Origin of the sequence: Paenibacillus sp. FSL R5-0490, assembly GCF_001956215.1 — a bacterium.
Classification (GTDB): Bacteria; Bacillota; Bacilli; order Bacillales; family Cytobacillaceae; genus Cytobacillus.
On sequence record NZ_MRTQ01000005.1, the window covers coordinates 21,244 to 45,488 of the forward strand.

Annotated in this window: 18 protein-coding genes, 1 tRNA gene and 1 other annotated feature; all 19 genes read left to right on the plus strand. The window is 42.5% G+C overall.

Annotated features, from left to right (window positions below; translation table 11 throughout):
• Positions 1–12 precede the first annotated feature (12 nt).
• The 19 genes from recQ to yihA all read left to right on the plus strand — a co-directional run bounded on the left by recQ (position 13) and on the right by yihA (position 24,026).
• Entirely contained in the window at positions 13–2,199 is a 2,187-nt protein-coding gene (recQ, locus tag BK139_RS05175) for a DNA helicase RecQ (protein ID WP_286147959.1), read from the plus strand.
• Between the two features lie 161 nt (positions 2,200–2,360).
• Positions 2,361–3,428, plus strand: a complete 1,068-nt coding sequence (locus BK139_RS05180) for a GerMN domain-containing protein (protein WP_076257311.1) — start codon at positions 2,361–2,363, stop codon at positions 3,426–3,428.
• Between the two features lie 147 nt (positions 3,429–3,575).
• On the plus strand, positions 3,576–4,346 hold the full coding sequence (gene rph, locus BK139_RS05185; protein ID WP_076257312.1) for a ribonuclease PH: 771 nt from the start codon (positions 3,576–3,578) through the stop codon (positions 4,344–4,346).
• Positions 4,347–4,348: 2 nt separating this feature from the next.
• On the plus strand, positions 4,349–4,960 hold the full coding sequence (locus BK139_RS05190; protein WP_076257313.1) for an XTP/dITP diphosphatase: 612 nt from the start codon (positions 4,349–4,351) through the stop codon (positions 4,958–4,960).
• Positions 4,957–5,475, plus strand: a complete 519-nt coding sequence (locus tag BK139_RS05195; RefSeq protein WP_076257314.1) for a metallophosphoesterase family protein — start codon at positions 4,957–4,959, stop codon at positions 5,473–5,475. Before BK139_RS05190 ends, BK139_RS05195 begins: the two co-directional genes overlap by 4 nt.
• 144 nt (positions 5,476–5,619) lie before the next feature.
• Positions 5,620–5,696, plus strand: a tRNA-Arg gene (locus BK139_RS05200).
• Between the two features lie 436 nt (positions 5,697–6,132).
• Positions 6,133–6,388: a binding site (T-box leader), on the plus strand.
• 78 nt (positions 6,389–6,466) lie between these two features.
• A complete protein-coding gene (gene ilvB / locus BK139_RS05205) occupies positions 6,467–8,188 on the plus strand; it encodes an acetolactate synthase large subunit (protein ID WP_076257315.1) in 1,722 nt (573 codons plus the stop codon).
• Positions 8,185–8,703 (plus strand): acetolactate synthase small subunit, encoded by a 519-nt coding sequence (ilvN, locus tag BK139_RS05210; protein ID WP_035330237.1) that lies wholly within the window; start codon positions 8,185–8,187, stop codon positions 8,701–8,703. The genes ilvB and ilvN overlap by 4 nt, the downstream gene beginning before the upstream one ends.
• 49 nt (positions 8,704–8,752) lie before the next feature.
• Positions 8,753–9,775: a ketol-acid reductoisomerase gene (ilvC, locus tag BK139_RS05215; protein WP_076257316.1), complete on the plus strand. Its 1,023-nt coding sequence runs from the start codon at positions 8,753–8,755 to the stop codon at positions 9,773–9,775.
• Positions 9,762–11,300 (plus strand): 2-isopropylmalate synthase, encoded by a 1,539-nt coding sequence (locus BK139_RS05220; protein WP_076257317.1) that lies wholly within the window; start codon positions 9,762–9,764, stop codon positions 11,298–11,300. The genes ilvC and BK139_RS05220 overlap by 14 nt, the downstream gene beginning before the upstream one ends.
• A gap of 128 nt (positions 11,301–11,428) precedes the next feature.
• On the plus strand, positions 11,429–12,541 hold the full coding sequence (leuB, locus tag BK139_RS05225; RefSeq protein WP_076257318.1) for a 3-isopropylmalate dehydrogenase: 1,113 nt from the start codon (positions 11,429–11,431) through the stop codon (positions 12,539–12,541).
• Positions 12,542–12,638: 97 nt separating this feature from the next.
• Positions 12,639–14,054 carry a 3-isopropylmalate dehydratase large subunit gene (leuC, locus tag BK139_RS05230; protein WP_076257319.1) on the plus strand — a complete coding sequence of 472 codons (1,416 nt, stop codon included), beginning with the start codon at positions 12,639–12,641 and terminating at the stop codon, positions 14,052–14,054.
• 16 nt (positions 14,055–14,070) lie between these two features.
• Positions 14,071–14,664 carry a 3-isopropylmalate dehydratase small subunit gene (leuD, locus tag BK139_RS05235; protein WP_076257320.1) on the plus strand — a complete coding sequence of 198 codons (594 nt, stop codon included), beginning with the start codon at positions 14,071–14,073 and terminating at the stop codon, positions 14,662–14,664.
• Positions 14,665–14,764: 100 nt separating this feature from the next.
• Positions 14,765–15,793, plus strand: a complete 1,029-nt coding sequence (locus BK139_RS05240; RefSeq protein WP_076257321.1) for a tetratricopeptide repeat protein — start codon at positions 14,765–14,767, stop codon at positions 15,791–15,793.
• Between the two features lie 162 nt (positions 15,794–15,955).
• On the plus strand, positions 15,956–17,242 hold the full coding sequence (tig, locus tag BK139_RS05245; RefSeq protein ID WP_076257322.1) for a trigger factor: 1,287 nt from the start codon (positions 15,956–15,958) through the stop codon (positions 17,240–17,242).
• 519 nt (positions 17,243–17,761) lie between these two features.
• On the plus strand, positions 17,762–19,027 hold the full coding sequence (gene clpX, locus BK139_RS05250) for an ATP-dependent protease ATP-binding subunit ClpX (RefSeq protein ID WP_076257323.1): 1,266 nt from the start codon (positions 17,762–17,764) through the stop codon (positions 19,025–19,027).
• A 157-nt stretch (positions 19,028–19,184) separates the two neighbouring features.
• Positions 19,185–20,852 carry an ATP-dependent protease LonB gene (lonB, locus tag BK139_RS05255; protein WP_076257324.1) on the plus strand — a complete coding sequence of 556 codons (1,668 nt, stop codon included), beginning with the start codon at positions 19,185–19,187 and terminating at the stop codon, positions 20,850–20,852.
• A gap of 268 nt (positions 20,853–21,120) precedes the next feature.
• The gene (lon, locus tag BK139_RS05260; protein WP_076257325.1) at positions 21,121–23,448 is read left to right on the plus strand and encodes an endopeptidase La; all 2,328 of its coding nucleotides are present in this window, start codon (positions 21,121–21,123) and stop codon (positions 23,446–23,448) included.
• A complete protein-coding gene (gene yihA, locus BK139_RS05265; RefSeq protein ID WP_076257326.1) occupies positions 23,445–24,026 on the plus strand; it encodes a ribosome biogenesis GTP-binding protein YihA/YsxC in 582 nt (193 codons plus the stop codon). The genes lon and yihA overlap by 4 nt, the downstream gene beginning before the upstream one ends.
• Positions 24,027–24,245 lie beyond the last annotated feature (219 nt).

Sequence of the window (24,245 nt, forward strand, 5' to 3'; positions counted from 1 at the left end):
AGCTCTGGTATCATGAAATTGAAAGAAAAACTATACTTAATTGAGTTGGTGATCAATTTGCTGGCACAAGCCGAAAACTATTTAAAAAAATATTTTGGATATACTTCTTTCCGCCCCGGCCAACAGGAGATTATTCAGAATATCCTCTCACAAACCAATACTCTTGGAATTCTTCCAACTGGAGGCGGAAAGTCAATCTGCTTTCAAATACCCGCTCTTGTACTCCCCGGAACGGCCATTGTGATTTCTCCTTTAATTTCCCTGATGAAAGATCAAGTAGATGCCCTTAGCACTGCAGGCATCCCGGCTGCTTATATAAACAGCACGTTGTCTTCTGCTGAGTATCAGCACATTGTGGCTGGAATACGCAATGAAGAATATAAGCTCGTGTACGTGGCGCCGGAACGATTTGGGTCCATGGCCTTTTTGCAATTGTTAAACGATATTTCAATCAATTCAATCGTCTTTGATGAAGCACATTGTATTTCTCAATGGGGGCATGATTTCCGCCCAAGTTATCGTTCTGTTGTCTCAGAGCTTAGCAATCTGCACCAGAAACCTGTAATCGCTGCTTTGACTGCAACAGCAACACGGGATGTCGCGGAGGACATCCGCAGGCTTCTGAACATCGGCGAGGAAAATACGTTTATTACTGGTTTTGCAAGGGATAACCTCTCCTTTCACGTATTGAAAGGTGTTAACAAAAGAGATTTTCTATTGCAGACCATAAATAAAAATAAAAACGAAGCGGGAATTATTTATACTTCAAGCCGCAGGGAGACAGATCAGCTGTACCAATTCTTAAAAGGCAAGAACTGCTCAGTTGCCAAATATCATGCAGGCTTAAAGGAAGAAGAACGAAAAAAAGCACAGGATGATTTTGTATACGATGAATCAAATATTATGGTCGCAACAAATGCTTTTGGAATGGGGATTGATAAATCCAATGTCAGATATGTCATCCACTATAATCTTCCGCGGAACATTGAAGCTTATTATCAGGAAGCGGGAAGGGCAGGAAGAGATGGAGAGGATAGCATATGTTATTTGCTGTTTGCTCCTCAGGATATCCAGCTGCAGAAATTTTTGATTGAGGAGAGCAGTCTGGATCCACGGAAAATGGAGCAGGAATACAGCAAGCTAAAGGATATGGTTAATTACTGCCACACAGAGAAATGCCTTCAAACCTATATCATTGATTATTTTGATGAGAATGCCGAACCGATCCTCTGCGGCAAATGCAGCAGCTGTCTGGATGAACGGACAAGCATCGATATTACTCAGGAAGCTTTAATGATTTTTTCGTGCATTAAGCGGATGGAAGAAAGATTTGGCGTTACTTTGACTGCACAGGTTTTGAAGGGCTCAAGTAATAAAAGAATCCGTGAGCTTAATTTTAATAAACTTTCCACATTTGGACTGATGAAAAACCGCAAAGAAAAAGAGATTGCCGAGATGATCAACTATCTGCTGGCAGAGGATTATCTGATTTTAACAGATGGAAAATATCCGACTGTTAGGCTGTCAGCAAATGCAATTCCTGTCTTGAAAGGACAGAAGAAACTATCCATGAAAATTAATGTGCCTGTACCTGTTCAGGAAGCAGATGAAAATATTGAACTTTTTGAGATCCTGAGGATGCTCAGGAAAAAGATTGCAGATGAAGAAAATGTTCCTCCTTTTGTTGTGTTTGCTGATACCGCATTAAAAGAAATGTGCCGCTATTTTCCAATAAGCAAAGACATGATGTTAAATATTAAAGGTGTAGGGCAAATGAAGTTTGATAAGTATGGGGAATACTTTATTGAGGCAATCAAAGAATTTGCCGAAGAACATAATATTTCCCCTATGCCTGCAGCAGATACGCCTTCAATGTCAGAGGAAGTACAAGATGACCGTCCTAGCTACCAGATTTCCTTTGATTATTATAAGAATGGAAATTCCATAAGGGAAATAGCCAAAAAGCGAAACTTTTCCCCTATAACGATTCAGGAGCACATCTTCCGCTCGATTAAAGAAGGCAATGCGATTGACTGGTCAGATATTTTCGATGAAACGGAAGAAAAGCTTGTTTTACAGGCAGCTGAAAAAGCTGGAAGAGATAAGCTTAAGCCAATTAAAGAAGAACTTCCGGATGAAATAGATTATTTTAAAATCAAAGCTGTCCTGGTAAAAGACGAACTGCAGAAGCAAAATTGAAGCTCCTTATTGGGGCTTCTTTTTATATGTTTGTATGGCAGCCATACTTCAGATTGTCCAAATTTGTCAAAAATCTATTAACACTTTTATCCCAAAAGACGGTCTAAATTACAAATAGGCTCGTATACATGTAGTACAAACTGTCTCAGGGGGGATTATGTATGTCTATAAATAAAAAAACGTCGATAGTGTCAGCTGTGCTGGTTTCATCTGTATTATTATCAGGCTGCGGATTGTTCGGAAGCCAGGGGAAAGAAAAGGTCGATCCGCCAAAAGCAGTATCTTACACTGATGAAGGCGAAAGTGTTGCTGAAGAAACAACAGGAAAAGAAACAGCTGAAAATGAAGAGGGTGTTACGGCAAATCTTAAAACAGAGCTTTACTTGATTGATAAAAATGGGTATGTTGTTCCCCAGACAATCGATCTTCCAAAAACAAATTCAGTTGCTACCCAGGCGTTAGAGTACCTGGTGGAGAACGGTCCTGTTACAGAACTTCTTCCTAATGATTTCAGAGCAGTCCTTCCTGCTGATACAAAAGTTTCTGTAAATATTAAAGATAAAGTGGCAACTGTCGATTTTTCAAAAGAATTTCAGGAATATGCTAAAGAAGATGAAAAGAGAATTCTCCAATCCGTTACCTGGACACTCACGCAATTTGATTCCATTGATAAAGTCAAGCTGACATTAAACGGACATGAACTAAAAGAGATGCCTGTGAATGGCACACCGGTCAGTTCGGCGTTAACGAGAGCCAATGGAATAAACATGGATACAACGGAAGTAGTAGATATCACGAATACGAAGCCGGTGACCGTTTATTATCTGGGCGGGGATGAAGAAAACTATTATTACGTGCCTGTTACCAAGCGTGTAAGCAATGATATGGACAATAAAGTTGAAGCGGTTGTATCCGAACTGATAAAAGGGCCGAACTATGCATCCAATCTGGTGACAGATTTCCTTCCGGATGTAGAGCTGCTTGAATCTCCAAAAATTGAAGAAGGAAAAGTCACATTAAACTTCAATGAAAATGTTTTCAGCAGCTTTGAAGAGAAAATGATCTCCAAGCATTTGCTGAACGCACTTGTCCTTTCCCTAACTGAACAAAAGGGTATCGAAAGCGTGGCTGTTACTGTTGATGGCAAAGCAGAGATTGTTAATGAAGATGGGGAAAAACTATCAGAGCCTGTAACACGCCCTGAAAATGTGAATACAGGAAGTTTTTAATATAGCAGATTTTGTTATACTATATAGTAACAGGAAAAAGAGGTTGGCATATAATGCCGCCTCTTCTTTGTTGGTAAAATAGGCATGCCAATATTACTGGGCAAATGCCCAGGTTCAATATAAGCAAATGAAGGGGGAAATCAGCTTATGCGCGCAGATGGACGTGAACCAAAGCAGCTTAGGCCAATACATATTGAAACTGATTATTTAAAGCATCCTGAGGGCTCTGTACTCATTACGGTGGGAGACACAAAGGTAATTTGTACAGCAAGCATTGACGAAAGGGTCCCGCCTTTTATGAGAGGACAGGGGAAAGGCTGGATAACAGCTGAATATTCCATGCTTCCGAGGGCTACAGAACAGAGAAATATCAGGGAATCAGCAAAAGGAAAAATTTCTGGGAGAACAATGGAAATTCAGCGCCTGATCGGCCGTGCACTCCGCGCAGTAGTGGATCTTGATGCACTTGGCGAAAGAACGGTATGGCTTGATTGCGACGTGATACAGGCTGATGGAGGGACACGGACAGCTTCCATTACAGGAGCCTTTATTGCAATGGCACAGGCAATGGATAAGCTATACAGCAGCAAGAAGCTTTCAAGTTATCCGATTAATGATTTCCTTGCGGCCACAAGCGTGGGGATTCTTACTGATAAGCAGGCTGTTGTGGATTTGAACTATATTGAAGATTCCTCTGCTGAAGTGGATATGAATGTCGTCATGACCGGCAGCGGGGAATTTGTAGAGCTTCAGGGAACTGGAGAAGAAGCGACTTTTTCTTATGCGCAGCTGCAGGAAATGCTCAGTGCTGCACAGGGAGGGATATCAGAGCTGCTTGAACTTCAGAAGTCAGCACTAGGAGAGAATATCTCAGGAAGCATTCAAAGCAAACGAGAAAAGCTTGAGGGGAGGGTATAATAATGCAGGAAGTCATAATTGCAACTAAAAATGCAGGCAAAGCGAGAGAGTTTGAGAGGATGTTCAAGCCTCTTGGCTATGAAGTCAAAACCCTGCTGGATTATCCCGAATTTCAGGATGTTGAGGAGACTGGCAGCACATTTGAAGAGAATGCCATTCTTAAAGCGGAAGCCGTGTCTAAAGCTTTTGGAAGAATGGTCATTGCAGATGATTCAGGCTTGATCATTGATGCGCTTGGAGGGAAGCCGGGCATCTATTCCGCCCGCTATGCAGGCGAGGAAAAAAACGATCAGAAAAATATGGACAAAGTTCTCGTTGAGCTCGAAGGCGTTCCGGATCATAAACGGCAGGCACGCTTCTTTTGCGCTCTTGCCATCGCTGCTCCCGGTAAAACGACTGCAACCGCTGCAGGAACTTGTGAAGGGCATATTTTAAGAGAAAAAAGAGGGACTTATGGATTTGGCTATGATCCTATTTTCTTTGCAGAAGAAAAAAACAAAGCAATGGCTGAATTAATGCCTGAGGAAAAAAGCCAGATCAGTCACAGAGCGAATGCTCTCCAAAAGCTTGAGGAGCTGCTTCCTTCTTTCGTGGCAGGAGCTGAAAACTCATGAAAGTTCTGATTGTCAGCGATAGCCATGGATTAACCTCTGAACTCAGCCAAATTCGTGAAATACATCCTGATATGGATATAATGATTCACTGCGGGGATTCGGAGCTTAAGGCTGATTATGAATCATTAAAAGGCTACGCTGCTGTAAGAGGCAATTGCGATTTTGACGCAGCATTTCCGGAGGATAGGATAGAAGAGGCTGGAGGATTCCGCTTTTTTGTCACACATGGCCATAAATATTCCGTTAAGTCCACTTTAATGAATTTGTCGTACAGGGCACGTGAATTGAAGGCAGATATCGTATGTTTTGGCCATTCACATAGTCTGGGAGCTGAAATGTCTGAGGGGATATTATTTATAAATCCTGGAAGCATAAAGCTTCCAAGAGGAAGAAATGAAAAGACATATGTCATACTGGAAAAACGGGGAAAAGATGTTACACTGGATGTGTATGATGTTTCCAATGGAAAAATTCCTGATCTGACACAAGAATTTTCTCTGGTAAAAAGCGATTAATTTGAATATAATAACTGAGGGAAGCCAGTCTTCCCTCAATAATAAAAAAATATTTTACAAAGTGTTGACTTCTTAACATTTGTTTAATATAATAAATCTTGTCGTTGAGTTAATAAATCTCAATCAGGTAAATAATTTTAAAATGTCCCAGTAGCTCAGCCGGATAGAGCAACGGCCTTCTAAGCCGTCGGTCGGGAGTTCGAATCTCTCCTGGGACGCCATTTACACATCTGGAAACACTACATATCTTACCGAACTTTACTCACCTTTTAGGTGGGTTTTTTTGTTTTATAAATAAAGTTTTAATGGCAGGAACCTGCCAGCTGTTTTTAAATTGCCTCTTACACCTCTTCAGCAGTGTTATCTCCCACATCAAAAAAATATAAAATTTTTTTTGTCCTATGAAATGTGAATATATCAACAATGTAAGCGGATACACAAAAACAGATTAATCTAAATTATCAAATAATTCATAAAAAGGGTGTTGACGGCTGATAAAAATGGGCGTAAGATAGTCCTCAATATAAGAAATTTACACCAACAACTATAAACTTCATCCAAGTGAAATCTATCTCGTTATATGAAAATTTGGGTTTTTTTTAATCTATCAATTCAATGATTTAAAGCGTTATTGTATTGAGGTTAAATCTCAGAATAGGAAAAGCGTAGAAGAGGATAAGTAGTTTTATGACAGGCATTCACAGAGAGCCGGATCTGCTGAAACCCGGTAATGCCCTCTTAAAATGAACTCACCTCTGAGCGCAGTCCTGAAAGTGGATCGACTAGGGGCTGCCGGGTGTTCTTCACCCGTTATCAAAACGAACAGCACATCGCTGTTCATGAGTGCACGCATCATAAGCGTGAATCAGGGTGGTACCGTGGAACAGGTGATCAAAGCCTTTTCATCCCTTATACCTACAATCGTTAGGTTTCTTTAGGGGTGGAAGGGCTTTTTATATTGGAGTTTAAAACATGAGGAGGTTATCAACAAATGCTGCAGGAAGCTGCCTTAACAGAAACAAAAACGGAGACATATCCTGTCACCGGCGCTGATCTGTTATTAAAAGCCTTGGAGAAAGAAAATGTTGAAGTGATTTTTGGTTATCCTGGAGGAGCTGTTCTTCCACTTTACGACAAGCTGTATCATTCAAAGATTCTTCATGTGCTGCCGCGTCATGAACAGGGAGGAATTCATGCTGCTGAAGGGTATGCCCGGATATCTGGAAAGCCTGGTGTCGTAATTGCCACTTCAGGACCAGGAGCCACTAATATTGTTACCGGTCTTGCAGACGCAATGATGGATTCACTTCCGCTGATTGTATTTACAGGCCAGGTAGCAACGGGAGTCATTGGGTCAGACGCCTTTCAGGAGGCAGATATCCTGGGGATAACCACTCCAATTACAAAATACAATTATCAGGTCCGCAGCATTGAAGATATTCCGAGAATCGTTAAAGAAGCTTTTTATATAGCTTCAACCGGCAGGCCAGGACCAGTGCTGATTGATATCCCTAAAGACATCGCTGCAGGAGTTTCAGATCAGCCTGAGAAAGAAACGGAAGTGAATCTGCCGGGGTATCAGCCGACATTAAAACCAAATTACCTTCAAATAAGAAAATTAACTGAAGCAGTCAGCAGATCGAAAAAGCCTGTCATCCTGGCTGGTGCCGGCGTGCTCCATGGAAGAGCATCCAAAGAGTTAAAAGATTACGCAGAACAGCAGCAAATACCTGTTATCCACACACTTCTGGGCCTCGGCGGATTCCCGGCAAATCATCCATTATTCATCGGCATGGCCGGTATGCACGGCTGTTATGCAGCCAATATGGGACTTACAGAATGTGATTTGCTGATAAATATTGGAGCCCGTTTTGATGACAGATTAACAGGGAATTTACAGCATTTTGCACCACATGCAACAGTCGCCCATATTGATATTGACCCTGCTGAAATCGGCAAAAATGTTCCAACGTCCATTCCAATTGTGGCAGATGCAAAAGAAGCTCTTCGGCAGCTGATTCTGCAGGATGGAAAGCCGCCGGCCCATAAAGAATGGATGGAAACCATCTTGAGGTGGCAGGAGGAATATCCATATTACTATGATAAAGAATCCGTACAGCTGAAACCCCAGAAAGTCATGGAAATGCTTCATTCGAAGACGGAAGGGAATGCCATCGTCGTAACAGATGTAGGACAGCATCAAATGTGGGCAGCCCAATACTATCGCTTTAATAAAGCAGACAGATGGGTGACATCAGGAGGACTTGGAACAATGGGATTTGGTTTCCCGGCAAGCATCGGAGCTCAGCTGGCTGACCCGGAAGCATGCGTACTCGCCATTTGCGGAGATGGAGGATTCCAAATGTCAACACAGGAGCTTGCTATCATTCAGGAACTGAATCTGCCGGTGAAAATTATTATTTTTAATAATATGGCCCTTGGCATGGTCCGGCAGTGGCAGGAGATCTTTTATGAATCCCGTTTTTCTCACAGCAAAATCCCGGTACAGCCTTCTTTCGTAAAATTGGCAGAAGCTTACGGGATAAAAGGATATGTCATTCAATCTGAAGCAGAGGCTGAAGAAGTATTGGATGAAGTGCTTCATAACCGAGAACCAGTGCTTATCGATTTCAGGGTGGATCCGGATGAAAACGTGTATCCGATGATCGCACCAGGAAAAGGACTTCATGAAATGGCAGGTGTAAAACCATGAAACGTATCATATGCCTGACTGTTATGAATCGGCCGGGTGTTCTAAACAGAATTACTAATCTATTTTCCAAAAGAAACTTTAATATTGAAAGCATTTCAGTCGGCCTGTCCGAACATGAAGGGATGTCGCGAATCACTTGTGTGGTCCATGTTGAGGACTCCGGTGCCAGCGAACAAATTACGAAACAGCTGAATAAACAAATCGATGTGATAAAAGTAACGGATATCACGGATCAGTCGATTGTCGCCAGAGAGCTTGCCCTTATTAAAGTTCAGGCAGTCCCGTATACAAGAAATGAGATTTACTCTTTAATTGAACCTTTCAGAGCTTCTGTTATAGATGTCAGCAAGGATAGCATGACCGTTCAGATTACAGGTGAATCTGATAAGGTTGAAGCTTTCATTGAACTCATTAAACCATATGGAATCAAAGAACTTGCCAGGACGGGAACAACGGCATTCCCTAGAGGGACACAGCGTACGTCCCAGCAGTCCAAGTCATACTCTATTGTTTAAAAAAAAACATTATAAATATTAAAAACTTATTCGGAGAGGGAGATAAAACATGGCGAAAATGTATTATAACGGAGATGCAAATGCAGCGTATTTAAACGGAAAGAAGGTAGCGGTCATCGGATATGGATCCCAGGGACATGCACATGCCTTAAATATGAGGGACAGCGGGGTTGAGGTTGTCATCGGCCTTCGGAAAGGGAAGTCATGGGAAAAAGCAGAAGAAGACGGTTTCCAGGTATATCCGGTCGGTGAGGCAGCAGCGCAGTCTGATGTAGTGATGATCCTCTTGCCGGATGAACTGCAGCCAAAAGTATACAAGGAAGAAATCGAACCCAATTTATCAAACCAGGCATTAATGTTTGCCCATGGATTTAATATTCATTTTAATCAGATCGTGCCTCCAAAAGAGTGTGATGTACTTCTTGTAGCACCGAAAGGACCAGGACATTTAGTCAGAAGAACATATGAACAGGATGCAGGTGTTCCAGCCCTGTTTGCAGTCCATCAGGACGTTACAGGGGAAGCAAAGGAACTGGCTCTTGCTTACGCTAAAGCCATTGGATCTCTTCGTGCAGGTGCCCTGGAAACGACTTTTAAAGAAGAAACCGAGACAGATTTGTTTGGCGAACAGGCAGTGCTGTGCGGAGGGCTGACTTCCTTGGTGAAAGCAGGATTTGAGACTCTGACAGAAGCAGGCTATCAGCCGGAACTGGCATACTTTGAATGTTTACATGAACTAAAACTCATTGTTGACCTTATGTATGAGGGCGGTCTTGAAGGAATGCGCTATTCCATCTCAGATACAGCTCAATGGGGAGATTTTGTCAGCGGTCCGCGGGTAGTTGACGCAAGAGTGAAAGAAGAAATGAAGGCAGTGCTAAAAGATATCCAGGAAGGGAATTTTGCAAAAGGGTGGATTTTGGAGAACCAGGCAAATAGACCGGTATTCAATGCTGTAAATCAGAGAGAGAATGAGCATCCGATCGAGCAGGTGGGAAGAGAACTCCGCAAAATGATGCCGTTTGTAAATAGCAGCAAGAAGAAAGAAGTGGTCGTAAGTGGCAACAATTAAAATATTTGATACTACATTAAGAGATGGCGAACAATCTGCCGGTGTAAACCTTAATTTTTCGGAAAAATTAGAAATCGCCAGGCAGCTGGAGCGTTTGAACGTTGATATTATTGAGGCAGGCTTCCCTGCAGCGTCTAAAGGGGATTTTGCATCCGTACAGAATATTGCCCAGACGATTAAAAATTGCTCGGTCACAGGATTGGCAAGAGCAGTTATCTCTGATATAGATGCTGCATGGGGAGCTTTAAAGGATGGAGCTGAGCCAAGGATACATACATTTCTGGCAACCTCTCCAATCCACAGGCAGTATAAGTTAAGGAAGACGAAAGAAGAAGTGGTTGAAACAGCAGTTGAAACTGTTAAGTATGCTGCTTCCAAATTCCCGATCGTCCAATGGTCTGCAGAGGATGCTACGAGGACAGAACTGCCTTTTCTTGCAGAGATCATTGAAAAGGTCATCCAGGCCGGCGCGGGAATCATCAACATACCGGATACAGTTGGATACACAACACCACAGGAGTACGGCGAAATTTTTCAATATTTAAGAAATCATGTTCCTTCCATTGATAAAGTATCCTTGTCAGCTCATTGCCATGATGACTTGGGCATGGCAATAGCAAATTCGCTGTCAGCTATAGAAAATGGAGCAACACAGATTGAGGGCACGATAAATGGAATTGGTGAAAGAGCCGGGAATGCGGCACTTGAGGAGCTGGCAGTAGCCCTATATATCCGGAATGATCATTATCAGGCTTCAACCCGTCTGAATCTTCAGGAAATCAGCAGAACGAGCAGTTTGATCAGCAAGCTGACAGGTATGGTGGTGCCAGCCAACAAAGCAATTGTTGGCAGGAATGCTTTTGCACATGAATCAGGTATACACCAGGATGGGGTATTGAAGGAAAAAACAACGTATGAAATTATTTCCCCTGACCTGGTCGGATTCCAATCCAATTCCATGGTGCTTGGAAAACATTCCGGACGCCATGCATTTAAAAACCGGCTTATGGAACTGGGGCTTGAAGTAGCAGATGAAGAAGCGAACCGGCTGTTCACAGTTTTTAAAGATTTGGCCGACCGCAAGAAAGAGATGACAGACGATGACCTTGCAGCCATCGTACTTGAAGAAAAGCTCTCCAAGGAGCAGCGGTTCTATGATTTGATCGGAATCCAAATCCAGTATGGAACCAACTCTGTTCCGACGGCAACTGTTACCCTGTCAGGATCAAACAACGAAGTAATCCAGGAAGCCGGTACTGGAGCAGGAAGCATTGAGGCGCTGTATAACACATTGGAAAAGTGCCTGAATGGAACAGCTAACCTTCTGGATTACCGTATCCAATCCGTAGGGGCCGGAAGAGACGCTTTAGCTCAGGTTTATGTAAAGCTGAACTATGAAGGAATGGAAACCAGCGGCCGCGGTTTAGCCCAGGATGTGCTTGAGGCTTCCTCAAAAGCTTACTTGAATGCTGTTAATAGAGTCATATATATGAGGGAAAAAGCGCAGGCGGTAGAGGCAAATTGATCGGGGAAGCGGGAGATTCCGCAGGTGAAGGCGGAAGGTCTCCTGTTCCTTCCCCCGAAAAGCAAATGCGCGGCAGAAATAAAATAAGAAATAATCTATAAAACAATAAATCAGACGGAGGGATAAAAATGAAAAAACGTATCGCAGTACTTCCAGGAGATGGGATCGGCAAAGAAGTGGTGAAGGGTGCAATTGAAGTCCTGCAGGCTGTTGGTGAACGGTTTGGACATCAATTCCAATTTTCATATGGCAAAATCGGCGGTTCTGCTATAGATGCAGCCGGAACACCGCTGCCTAATGAAACGCTTGAGCTTTGCAAAGAAAGCGATGCGGTCATGCTGGGAGCGGTTGGCGGGCCTAAATGGGACCGGCAGCCTCCCCACCTTCGTCCGGAAAAGGGTCTCTTAAGAATCCGCAAGGAATTAAATCTATATGCCAATTTGCGGCCAACTCAATATTATTCAAGCCTTTCCGATACGTCTCCATTAAAAAATGAAGTAATTGAAGGCGTGGATATGCTGATGGTCAGAGAATTAACCGGCGGACTTTATTTTGGAAAGCCAAGCGAAAGGACACAGCAAAACGGAAAAGATGCTGTCGTGGACACTTTGTTTTATCAAAAAGAAGAAATGCGCCGTGTCATTAAGCTGGCGTTCGAACTTGCAGGAAAGCGGCGTGGCAAGGTGACTTCTGTTGACAAGGCCAATGTCCTGGAATCCAGCCGAATGTGGAGAGAAGTTGCAGAGGACATTGCAAAGCAATATCCGAATGTGGTTCTTGAACATATGCTTGTTGATAATGCCGCTATGCAAATGATTAAAAACCCGAAAAGATTTGATGTTGTCGTAACAGAGAATATGTTCGGTGATATTCTGAGCGATGAAGCCTCTGTATTGACCGGTTCTCTAGGGATGCTTCCTTCGGCCAGCATTTCGGAAAACGGACCTTACTTATACGAACCAATTCATGGTTCAGCACCGGATATCCAAGGGAAGAATGCAGCTAATCCAATTGCCATGATTTTATCGGCAGCCATGATGCTCCGTTTATCCTTCGGAATGGAAGAGGAAGCTGAAGCGGTTGAAAATGCAGTTAATCAAGTGCTTGAAGCCGGCTATCGTACGAGAGATATTGTTTCATTTGGAAAAAAGGTTGTCACTACTTCTGAAATGATTGAAGAAGTGAAGGCTACCCTTTTGGATAACGAGGCTATTCTTAATATCATGGGGGCTTATGCATAAGAGCTGAGAGATGGCTGCTGGACACTGGTTCAGCTGATTTTAAACTTGAGACACGGCCATCATCGGCCGTGTTTCTTTTAAAAAGGAGTGGAGCAGAATGGGAAAATCAATAATAGATAAGATTTGGGAAAAGCATGTAGTCCACAGGGAAGAAGGAAAGCCGGATTTGATGTACATAGACCTCCACTTAGTGCATGAAGTTACATCCCCTCAGGCATTTTCCGGTCTAAGAATGAAAAGCAGGAAAGTGAGAAGGCCTGATAAAACGTTTGCTACAGTTGACCACAATGTTCCTACTGATAACCGAAAAGTCATCAAAGATTCTGTTGCATTAAACCAGATGACCACTTTGGAAAAAAACTGTCTGGAATTCGGCATCCCTCTTGCAGGGCTGGACAGTCCTGAACAGGGTATAGTTCATGTGATCGGGCCGGAGCTGGGGCTTACTCAGCCAGGCATGACGATTGTTTGCGGGGACAGCCATACATCCACCCATGGAGCTTTTGGATCAATAGCCTTTGGCATCGGCACAAGTGAAGTTGAGCATGTCCTGGCTACCCAGACTTTATGGCAGAGCAAGCCTAAAACATTAAAACTGGAGATAAACGGCGAGCTTAAAAAAGGTGTCACTGCTAAAGATGTCATCCTTTATATTATTGCCAAAAATGGAATTGGTTTTGGTACAGGCCATATTATTGAATATTGCGGGGAGACGATTGCAAAGATGTCAATGGAAGAAAGAATGACAATTTGCAATATGTCCATTGAAGGAGGGGCAAAAGCGGGGCTTGTTAGTCCTGATGAAACAACGTTTGCGTATCTTCAAGGACGAAAGTATGCGCCAAAAGGAGCAGGATTTCAGGATGCAGTCGAGAATTGGAATGAGCTTGTATCTGATTCTAATGCACAATACGATAAAACCATTCAAATTGATGCCGCAGATATTGCACCCATGGTCAGCTGGGGCACAAATCCATCAATGACTTCCAAGGTGAATGAACAAATTCCAAAACTTGAGGAATGCAAAAACGAGCTTGAACAAAAATCACTATCAAGAGCACTAGAATATATGGGACTGCAGGAAGGCCAAAAAATTGAAGACATTCAAATTCAGCATGTTTTTATCGGGTCCTGCACGAATTCCCGGCTGGAAGACCTGAAACTGGCAGCTGAAATCATTAGAGGGAAGAAGGTTCATCCCCATGTCCGTGCACTTGTTGTACCAGGTTCACAGCAGGTCAAGAAGCAGGCAGAAGCAGATGGACTGGACCTTATCTTTAAGCAGGCAGGATTTGAATGGAGGGAATCAGGCTGCAGCATGTGTTTGAGCATGAATAATGATATTGTGCCAAACGGCGAGCATTGTGCGTCGACATCAAACCGTAATTTTGAAGGACGCCAGGGATCAGGGGCCAGAACACACCTTGTCAGCCCTTTAATGGCGGCCGCGGCAGCTATATACGGACATTTTGTGGACGTAAGTGCTTTGCTAAGTGCAGAGACTGTCCATTAAGAAGGAGGAGAACTAAATGAGCGGATTCAAAACACTTCAGGGAAAAGCAGCTGCAATGGATAGGGCCAATGTGGATACTGATCAGATTATCCCCAAGCAATTTCTAAAAAGAATTGAGAAAACAGGATTTGGACAATATCTTTTTTATGACTGGAGATTTACGAAAGAAGGGCTGCCTAACCCGGAGTTTGAGCTGAATAAGACGGAAAATCAGGGTGCTTCCATCCTCATTGCAAATGAAAATTTCGGCTGCGGATCTTCCCGTGAGCATGCGCCATGGGCTTTGGGAGATTATGGATTCAAAGTAATTATTGCACCTTCGTTTGCGGATATCTTCCATCAAAATTGCTTGAAAAATGGACTTCTGCCAATCACTCTGCCGGCAGAAACAGTCGAATATTTGCTCGAACGAGCTCAAAGCCAGCCGTATGATTTGAAGGTTGATTTGCAGAATGGAATTGTTGAAGATGAATATAATTTTTCAGCATCATTCACAATTAATGAATACTGGAAAAAAATGCTGATAAACGGCTGGGATGAAATAGAGATTACTCTTCAATTGGAAAGCAGCATTTCAAGTTTCGAAGAAAAACGGTTTGCGGTACAGTAGGCATTTATGAAAGATTCATGGCATGAAACCATGAATCTTTTTGTTTTTGCGCTATTTCATGCTACACTAACTTCAAAAATATAGTTGAGGCGGTTTTAGCATGGGAAAGCGGGAACAGAAAAAACAAAAAAATAAAATCATTCTATTTCCCGGCCTTGAGAAACGACTGCTGGAAAAGGGGCTTGAGTCCTTTCAGCAGAAAAGGTATAAAGAATCAATCCGGTTCTTTGAAGAAGCGTTGGATATGGAGCCTGAGAATACGGATGTTCATATTGGGCTCGTTTTGGCATATTATGAAGCCGGAGCTTTGGAAAAGGCAAAAGAACTGGCTAATAAAATGCTCCAGACAGGCATAGGGGATTACATACAAGTAATGGATCTTTATTTAATGATCCTGGTGCAGCTGCATCAATACAGTGAGATTAATGCAACGATCGAGGTTTTGCTTGAAGAAAGGGAGATCCCGAAGGAGAAATTTGAGCATTTTAGCAGAATGCTTGAGTTCAGCAGAAAGATGGCTGCTTCCCCTTCTGAAACTGAGATTGAAGCACCCGATCTGGAGGAATTTAACAGCAGGAAACTCAATCTGTTTTCCTTTAAGGATCAGCATGAACAAATGCAGATTGCTGCACAGCTGGCAGAACATAACATCAGGCCTTATCTGGAAGATATTAAAGTCTATTTGGAAGCGAAGGATGGAAATCCTTTTTTTAAAACGATGCTGTTGAATGTACTTTCTGAGCATGGGTATGAAAAATATGTAACGATTCGGAAGTTTGATAAAAGCCTTCGGGTAAATCCTGCTGAACTGCCACCTGTTCATCAGCAGCCGATGCTATTAAAAATAGTCAATAAACTGGAGAATCAGCTCGAGCAGGAAGACCCGGTACTATTTGAAAATACAAAGAGCATTGCAGAAAGGCACTTCTTCCTGCTTTATCCGCATGAAGCTCCGCCGGAGAATGCTGCGTCCTGGGCTGCGGCATACCATATGCTCTCAAATGAGTATCATGGATTAAACAGTTCGTTAAGCAAGCTTGGTGATATTTATGATGCTCCTGAAGAGGAAATAGAAGAGGCTCTTGCCTTTAGCAGAAAGATAGAAGAAATTTCTTATCCCAATATTTAGCCTTCATTGTTGAAAGACAGGGAGTGTGTGTTATAATATAATGGTTGTATTATGTGTATATATACATTTTAATTAAATGGATATGCCTTGAAAAAACAAGAGATATTCATAACATTCTGTCATGAATGAAATGATAATAGATTTTTGGAGGGAAATGATTGTATGTCTGCTAAATTTGAAAAGTTAGAAGGGAACCGCGGGGTTCTTACAATTGAAGTAGATGCAGAGAAAGTAACCGAAGGTTTGGACGCTGCATTCAAAAAAGTAGTTAAGCAGGTAAATGTACCTGGATTCCGTAAAGGTAAAATGCCTCGCGGAATGTTTGAAAAGCGTTTCGGAGTTGAATCTTTATACCAGGATGCAGTGGATTATCTTCTTCCGGAAGCATATGCTAATGCAATTGATGAAACTGGAATTGAGCCTGTTGATCGCCCTGAAATCGATGTTGAGCAAATCGAAAAAGGAAAAAGCCTTATCTTCAAAGCTACAGTAACTGTTAAGCCTGAAGTAAAGCTTGGCGAATACAAAGGTCTTGAAGTGAAGCAGCTTGACACAAACGTTACAGAAGAAGATGTTAACAATGAGTTAACTTCCCTTCAGGAAAGACAAGCTGAGCTGGCTGTTAAAGAAGAAGGCAAAGCAGAGAACGGCGATACAGTTGTTATGGACTTTGAAGGATTCGTTGATGGTGAAGCTTTCGAAGGCGGAAAAGCTGAGAACTACTCTTTAGAACTTGGTTCAGGACAATTCATCCCTGGATTTGAAGAGCAGCTGATTGGTACTGCTGCCGGAGAATCTAAGGATGTTGAAGTTTCTTTCCCAGAGGAATACCATGCAGCTGAGCTAGCTGGCAAGCCTGCAACTTTTAAAGTAACTGTACATGAAATCAAAACAAAACAGCTTCCTGAGCTGAATGATGAGTTTGCTAAAGATGCAGACGAAGAAGTGGAAACTTTGGATGCATTAAAAGAAAAAATTAAAACTCGCTTAGAAGAAAGCAAAAAGCATGAAGCTGAGCACCATGTCCGCGACACTGTTGTTGAAGCAGCAGCTGCTAATGCAGAAATGGAAATCCCGGCTGCAATGGTTGATACTGAAGTTAACCGCATGATGCAGGAGTTCGAACAGCGTCTTCAAATGCAAGGCATGAACCTTGAACTATACTTCCAGTTCTCCGGACAGGATGAAGCAGCACTGCGCGAGCAAATGAAAGAGGAAGCTGAAAAGCGCGTCCGCGTTAACCTGACTCTTGAAGCAATTGCAAAAGCTGAAAACATCGAAGTAAGCGATGAAGAAGTTTCAGAAGAACTTAACAAAATGACAGAAATGTACAACATGTCTGCTGACCAGATCACACAAGCTCTTGGAAGCCTTGAAGGCCTAAAAGCAGATCTTCAAATTAAAAAAGCAGTAGATTTCCTTGTGGAAAATAGCAAGACTGTTGCATAATAGAAGTAGTAGTAAACAAGGCGCGAGTTTATCGTGCCTTGTTTTATACCATCAAGACCATACATAATGAAAATCTCCCTTGTACCTTTTGCCTGGTGAAAAGTTTTACGGCATATTGCACATGGACAGGAATACAAATACATATAAATAGATAATTTAATTATCGGTCCAGAGGGCCGACTTAATTTAGCCATTTTTGGTTAAGCTTATGAAAGTACATATAAAATTCAGCCTGGATTATCTTTGCGAAGTCCCATCACATGCATGCATACATAATTGAAATGTTTTAAGAGTTATCATTTCCTGTCCACTGTAAAAATGTGTTACAATGCAATACATAACTGCCGAAGGTTTTGATTTTTACGAAAGTGTGAATGGATTAAATAGGCCTGTCTGCAAGTGCAATGACACAGCGTCCGCTTTAATTTCCAACCTTTCTATGGCTGAATAAAGAACTAATTGCATGTGATTTCGCAAGCTTTATATATTGTTTAGAAGTTTTTTCAAGGGGTGAAGGATTTGTTTAAATTTAATGACGAAAAAGGGCAATTGAAGTGTTCTTTCTGTGGCAAGACACAGGATCAGGTCCGCAAACTTGTTGCTGGGCCTGGAGTTTATATATGTGATGAATGCATTGAGCTTTGCACTGAAATTGTGGAAGAAGAACTGGGAACAGAAGAAGAAGTGGAGTTCAAAGATGTGCCAAAGCCGGCTGAAATCCGCGATATTCTGGATGAATATGTAATTGGCCAGGAGCAGGCGAAGAAATCGCTGTCTGTTGCAGTTTATAATCACTATAAGCGCATCAATTCCAACAGCAAGATCGATGAAGTTGAACTATCTAAAAGTAATATTGCCATGATTGGTCCGACTGGAAGCGGTAAAACCTTGCTGGCTCAGACATTGGCTCGTATTCTTAATGTTCCATTTGCCATTGCAGATGCGACATCATTAACTGAAGCCGGATATGTCGGGGAAGATGTTGAAAATATCCTCCTAAAGCTTATTCAGGCAGCAGATTATGATGTGGAAAAGGCAGAAAAAGGAATCATTTATATTGATGAGATTGATAAAGTTGCACGTAAGTCGGAAAATCCGTCCATTACTCGTGATGTATCAGGTGAAGGTGTGCAGCAGGCGCTGTTGAAAATTCTTGAAGGAACCGTTGCAAGTGTACCGCCACAAGGCGGCCGCAAGCATCCCCATCAGGAATTTATCCAGATTGACACGACCAATATCCTGTTTATTTGCGGCGGTGCCTTCGATGGCATTGAGCAAATTATTAAACGCCGTTTAGGCCAAAAGGTAATTGGCTTTGGTTCCGACCAGAATCAAAAAGAAATCGAGCCAAAGGATCTTCTTGCAAAAGTGCTTCCTGAAGACCTGCTGAAATTCGGATTAATTCCTGAATTTATTGGACGTCTTCCAGTTATTGCAAGCCTTTCCCAGCTTGATGAAGCGGCCTTAATTGAGATTTTAACTAAACCTAAAAATGCACTTGTCAAACAATACCAGAAAATGCTTGAACTTGATGATGTTGAGCTTGAGTTCGAAGAAGGCGCACTTGAGGAAATTGCTAAAAAAGCAATTGAAAGAAAAACAGGTGCCCGCGGACTGCGCTCCATTATTGAAGGCATTATGCTGGATGTAATGTTTGATCTTCCTTCACGCGAAGATATTAAAAAATGCATTATTACGAAAGAAACGGTTATCGATAACGGTTCTCCTAAGCTTGTTTTGGAGGACGGTACAGTCGTAGAAGAAGAGCGCAAGACTTCAGCGTAATTGAAAAATGGCCAGTCCCTGCGGGGCATGGCCATTTTTTTGCGCCTTTCTGAGCCTTTTTCTTACGTTACTTTTAAATTAATTCCTTGTTTATTCCAACTCAGTCAGGGAGATACTAGCATTATTAACGAGAACAAATAATGCAGGAGGGAACACAATGAGTTGGACGGGGATCGCTTTATTTATCCAATTGTTTTTTGGAATTGTCATTGGGCTTTATTTTTGGAATTTGCTTAGGAGCCAGCGGACACAGAAAGTTTCTATCGACCGTGAATCAAGGAAGGAAATGGATGTATTAAAAAAGATGCGTTCCATTTCATTAACTGAACCGTTATCAGAAAAAGTTCGTCCATCCAGTTTTGCTGACATTGTGGGGCAGGAGGATGGAATTAAATCTCTGAAAGCAGCATTGTGCGGACCCAATCCTCAGCATGTTATTATTTATGGTCCTCCGGGCGTGGGAAAAACGGCTGCGGCCAGATTGGTTCTGGAAGAAGCCAAGAAAAATGCAAAATCACCCTTTAAGGCAGCTTCTGTTTTTATCGAATTGGATGCCACTACGGCGAGATTTGATGAGAGGGGTATTGCGGATCCTCTAATAGGTTCTGTTCATGATCCTATCTATCAGGGGGCAGGGGCAATGGGACAGGCGGGAATTCCGCAGCCAAAACAGGGTGCTGTTACAAATGCACATGGAGGCGTGCTTTTTATTGATGAAATCGGTGAGCTTCACCCCATTCAGATGAACAAGCTTCTGAAAGTACTTGAAGACCGGAAAGTATTTCTGGAAAGCGCTTATTATAATGAAGAAAACACTCAAATACCAACCCATATTCATGATATTTTTAAAAATGGCCTGCCTGCGGACTTCCGCCTGATCGGTGCTACTACCAGAACACCAAATGAAATTCCGCCTGCCATTCGTTCCAGATGCATGGAGGTATTTTTCAGGGAGTTAGCTGAAGAAGAGATAATAGCTGTAGCTGGAAAGGCTGCGGAAAAGGTCAATCTCGCTGTTAGTGAAAAGGGGCTTGGCATTCTTGCTAATTATGCGAGAAATGGACGCGAAGCTGTAAATATGATTCAAATCTCTGCGGGTTTAGCAATTACTGAGGACCGTGATTACATAAAAGATGAAGATATTGAGTGGGTTGTCCAATCGAGTCAGCTTTCACCGAGAATGGAGAGGAAAATCAATTCCCATTCTGCTGTTGGCCTTGTTAACGGGCTGGCGGTATATGGACCAAACACGGGTGCTCTGCTTGATATTGAAGTAACTGTGATTCCTGCAAAGGAGAAGGGCAGCATTAATATTACAGGCATAGTGGAAGAAGAAAGCATTGGCGGCCAAGGAAAGTCAATCCGCAGAAAAAGTATGGCCAGGGGTTCAATTGAAAATGTTATTACAGTTCTGAGGTCAATGGGCGTCCCGGCTGACGAATATGATATTCATGTCAACTTCCCTGGCGGAATTCCAATTGACGGTCCTTCTGCCGGCATTGCCATGGCGACAGGGATTTATTCTGCCATTTATAAACGGCCAGTTGACAATACTGTTGCTATGACCGGGGAAATCAGCATTCATGGGTATGTCAAGCCAATTGGAGGCGTATATCCAAAAGTGAAGGCAGCCAAAAAAGCAGGAGCACAGACAGTAATCATCCCAAAAGAAAATATGCAATCCATCTTAAAGGAGATAACAGGGATTAAGATCATCCCGGTATCTCATTTGAATGAGGTATTTGAGGCAGCACTGCAAAAAGAGTATCTCAAAGAGCAGGCTGTAACTGCTTCAATCGAATTAAAGAAAAAAGAAAGCATATGATGTGCGGCCCGGTTTGCAATTGCTGAAAGCCCGCTGTATAAACGCCTCCGCTAATCGCGGTCAGAAACTTCGGTTTGCAGTTTAGGCTACAAACCGAAGTTTTATTTGCGTAAAGAAGGATAAAGTGTAATTATAAATGAATATCATTGAAATACGGCTTTCCGCTATTTCTCTTTAATAGACACTGCTATTTAAATGCGATAGAATTGTACAAAGAAATTATTAGCAATAATGGGGTTAAAAAGATGCATTTTGGAGGTGCAATGGAATGGCGAAAAAGAAAGAAATCATCGTCCCCCTCCTGCCGCTTCGGGGCTTGCTTGTTTATCCGACCATGGTTCTGCATTTGGATGTAGGCCGTGAGAAATCGGTTCAGGCTCTGGAAAAAGCAATGGTAGATGACCATTTAATTTTCTTAACAACACAAAAGGATATATCTATAGATGAACCATCAGAAGATGATCTATATGGAATGGGCACTCTCACACGTGTCAAGCAGATGCTCAAGCTTCCAAACGGTACAATCCGAGTTCTTGTTGAAGGGCTTAAGAGAGCGGAAATCATTGATTTTCAGGACGAAACTGAACATTATTCCGTTAGTGTGAAGGTTTTTGAGGATCCTGAGACAAAGGACGTAGAAGATCAGGCATTGATGAGAACTATGCTTGAATATTTTGAGCAATACATAAAGGTATCGAAGAAAATATCAGCGGAAACGTACTCTTCAGTAGCAGATATTGAAGAGCCGGGGCGTATGGCAGATATCATTTCTTCCCACTTGCCTTTAAAGCTGAAGGAAAAACAGGAAATACTTGAAACCATTGATGTTAAAGAGCGCATGAATCAGGTTATTGAAATCATCCATAATGAAAAAGAAGTTCTGAACCTTGAGAAAAAGATTGGCCAGCGTGTGAAAAAATCAATGGAACGCACGCAGAAGGAATACTATCTGCGTGAACAGATGAAAGCAATCCAAAAAGAACTTGGGGATAAGGAAGGCAAGACAGGAGAAATCGCTGAGCTGACTGAAAAAATTGAAAACGCCGGCATGCCTGAGCATGTCCAGCTTACCGCTTTAAAAGAACTGGATCGCTACGAAAAGGTTCCATCCAGTTCAGCCGAAAGCGCGGTTATCCGCAATTATATTGAGTGGCTTGTCACATTGCCATGGTCGAAGTCAACAGAAGATGATCTGGATATTCAGAGGGCTGAGAGAATTCTGAATGAAGACCATTACGGCCTTGAAAAAGTAAAGGAGCGGGTTTTGGAATACCTCGCAGTGCAAAAGCTGACGAACTCTCTTAAAGGCCCAATCCTATGCCTTGCAGGGCCTCCGGGTGTCGGTAAAACAAGTCTGGCACGTTCTATTGCAACATCGCTAAACCGTAATTTCGTCCGAGTATCCCTCGGCGGAGTCCGGGATGAGTCTGAGATTCGCGGACATAGACGAACTTATGTTGGTGCCATGCCTGGCCGCATCATTCAGGGTATGAAAAAGGCAGGGACGATTAACCCTGTATTCCTGCTTGATGAAATCGACAAAATGTCCTCTGATTTCCGCGGTGACCCTTCATCAGCGATGCTGGAGGTTTTAGACCCTGAGCAGAACCACAATTTTAGTGATCATTACATTGAAGAAACTTATGATCTTTCAAAGGTCATGTTCATAGCCACAGCCAATAATCTTGGCACGATCCCTGGCCCGCTGCTGGACAGAATGGAAGTTATCACGATTGCAGGCTATACAGAGCAGGAGAAGATTCACATAGCTAAAGACCACCTGCTGCCTAAGCAAATTAAAGAGCATGGTCTATCAAAATCCCAGCTTCAGATTCGTGAGGATGGACTTCAGAAGGTAGTCCGCTATTATACCCGTGAGGCAGGAGTCCGCGGTTTGGAGCGCCAGCTGGCTACTATCTGCAGAAAAACGGCTAAAATTATCGTATCCGGGGAAAAGAAGAAAGTGATTGTCAACACAAAAAATGCTGAAGAGTTTCTTGGAAAGCCAAAATACCGCTATGGTCAGGCTGAGCTTGAAGACCAGGTTGGCGTTGCGACAGGTCTTGCCTATACAACAGTTGGCGGCGATACCCTTCAAATTGAAGTGTCCCTTTCTCCCGGAAAAGGAAAGCTCGTTCTTACAGGCAAACTGGGGGATGTAATGAAAGAGTCTGCTCAAGCGGCATTCAGTTATGTTCGTTCAAAAGCAAAAGAACTGGGCATTGATGAGAATTTTCATGAAAAGCATGACATTCACATCCATGTTCCAGAAGGTGCTGTCCCGAAAGACGGCCCATCTGCAGGAATAACAATTACAACCGCCCTGGTTTCTGCTCTTTCAGGAAAACCAATCCGTAAAGAAGTGGGAATGACAGGGGAAATTACTTTAAGAGGCCGTGTGCTTCCTATTGGCGGCTTGAAAGAAAAATCTTTGAGCGCCCATCGTGCAGGATTGACGAAGATCATCCTCCCTAAAGATAATGAAAAAGACATTGAAGATATCCCTGAAAGCATCAGGGAAGAACTTGATTTCGTTTTGGTATCACATGTGGACGAAGTCTTGAAACATGCCCTGAATGGCGGTGCACAAGTATGAAAGTAACCAGCTCAGAAATAGTCATCAGTGCTGTTAAGCCTGATCAATATCCTGAAAGTCATTTGCCGGAATTTGCCCTGGCCGGCCGTTCGAACGTCGGCAAATCTTCTTTCATTAATAAAATGCTTAATCGAAGAGGACTTGCCAGAATATCCTCTAAGCCGGGGAAGACACAAACCCTGAATTTTTATCTTATTAACGAAATTCTTCACTTTGTCGATGTTCCGGGCTATGGGTATGCAAAGGTATCCAAAAAGGAACGTGAAGCTTGGGGAAAGATGATAGAAACATACTTAACAAACAGAGAGCAGTTAAAAGCAGTTGTGCTGATTGTTGATTTGCGCCATCCTCCTACAAGTGACGATGTCATGATGTACAACTTTTTAAAGCATTATGATATTCCCTGTGTTGTAATTGCTACAAAAGCGGATAAAATACCGAAATCCAAGTGGCAAAAACATATGAAAATCACGAAAGAAACATTGGATATCGATCCGAATGATCAGATCATTATGTTTTCCTCTGAAACAGGTTATGGGAAAGACCAGGCCTGGTCGGCATTAAAAAGCTATATGTAAATAAAAATCCCGCAGCATTTGCAGCGGGATTTTTTTGTTTTCTCCATTCAGGTCTTTCGTCCTGGAAATGGGTATTTGAGATATCCTGTATTTCACTGCACATTTGGTATTAACTGTATATTAATTTTGTCGAAAGGTAAGGAATCTCAAGGATACGGGAGAATATGGAGTTATGTTGGAGTCTGCATATGATCAGTTAATGAGAACAGCTTATATACT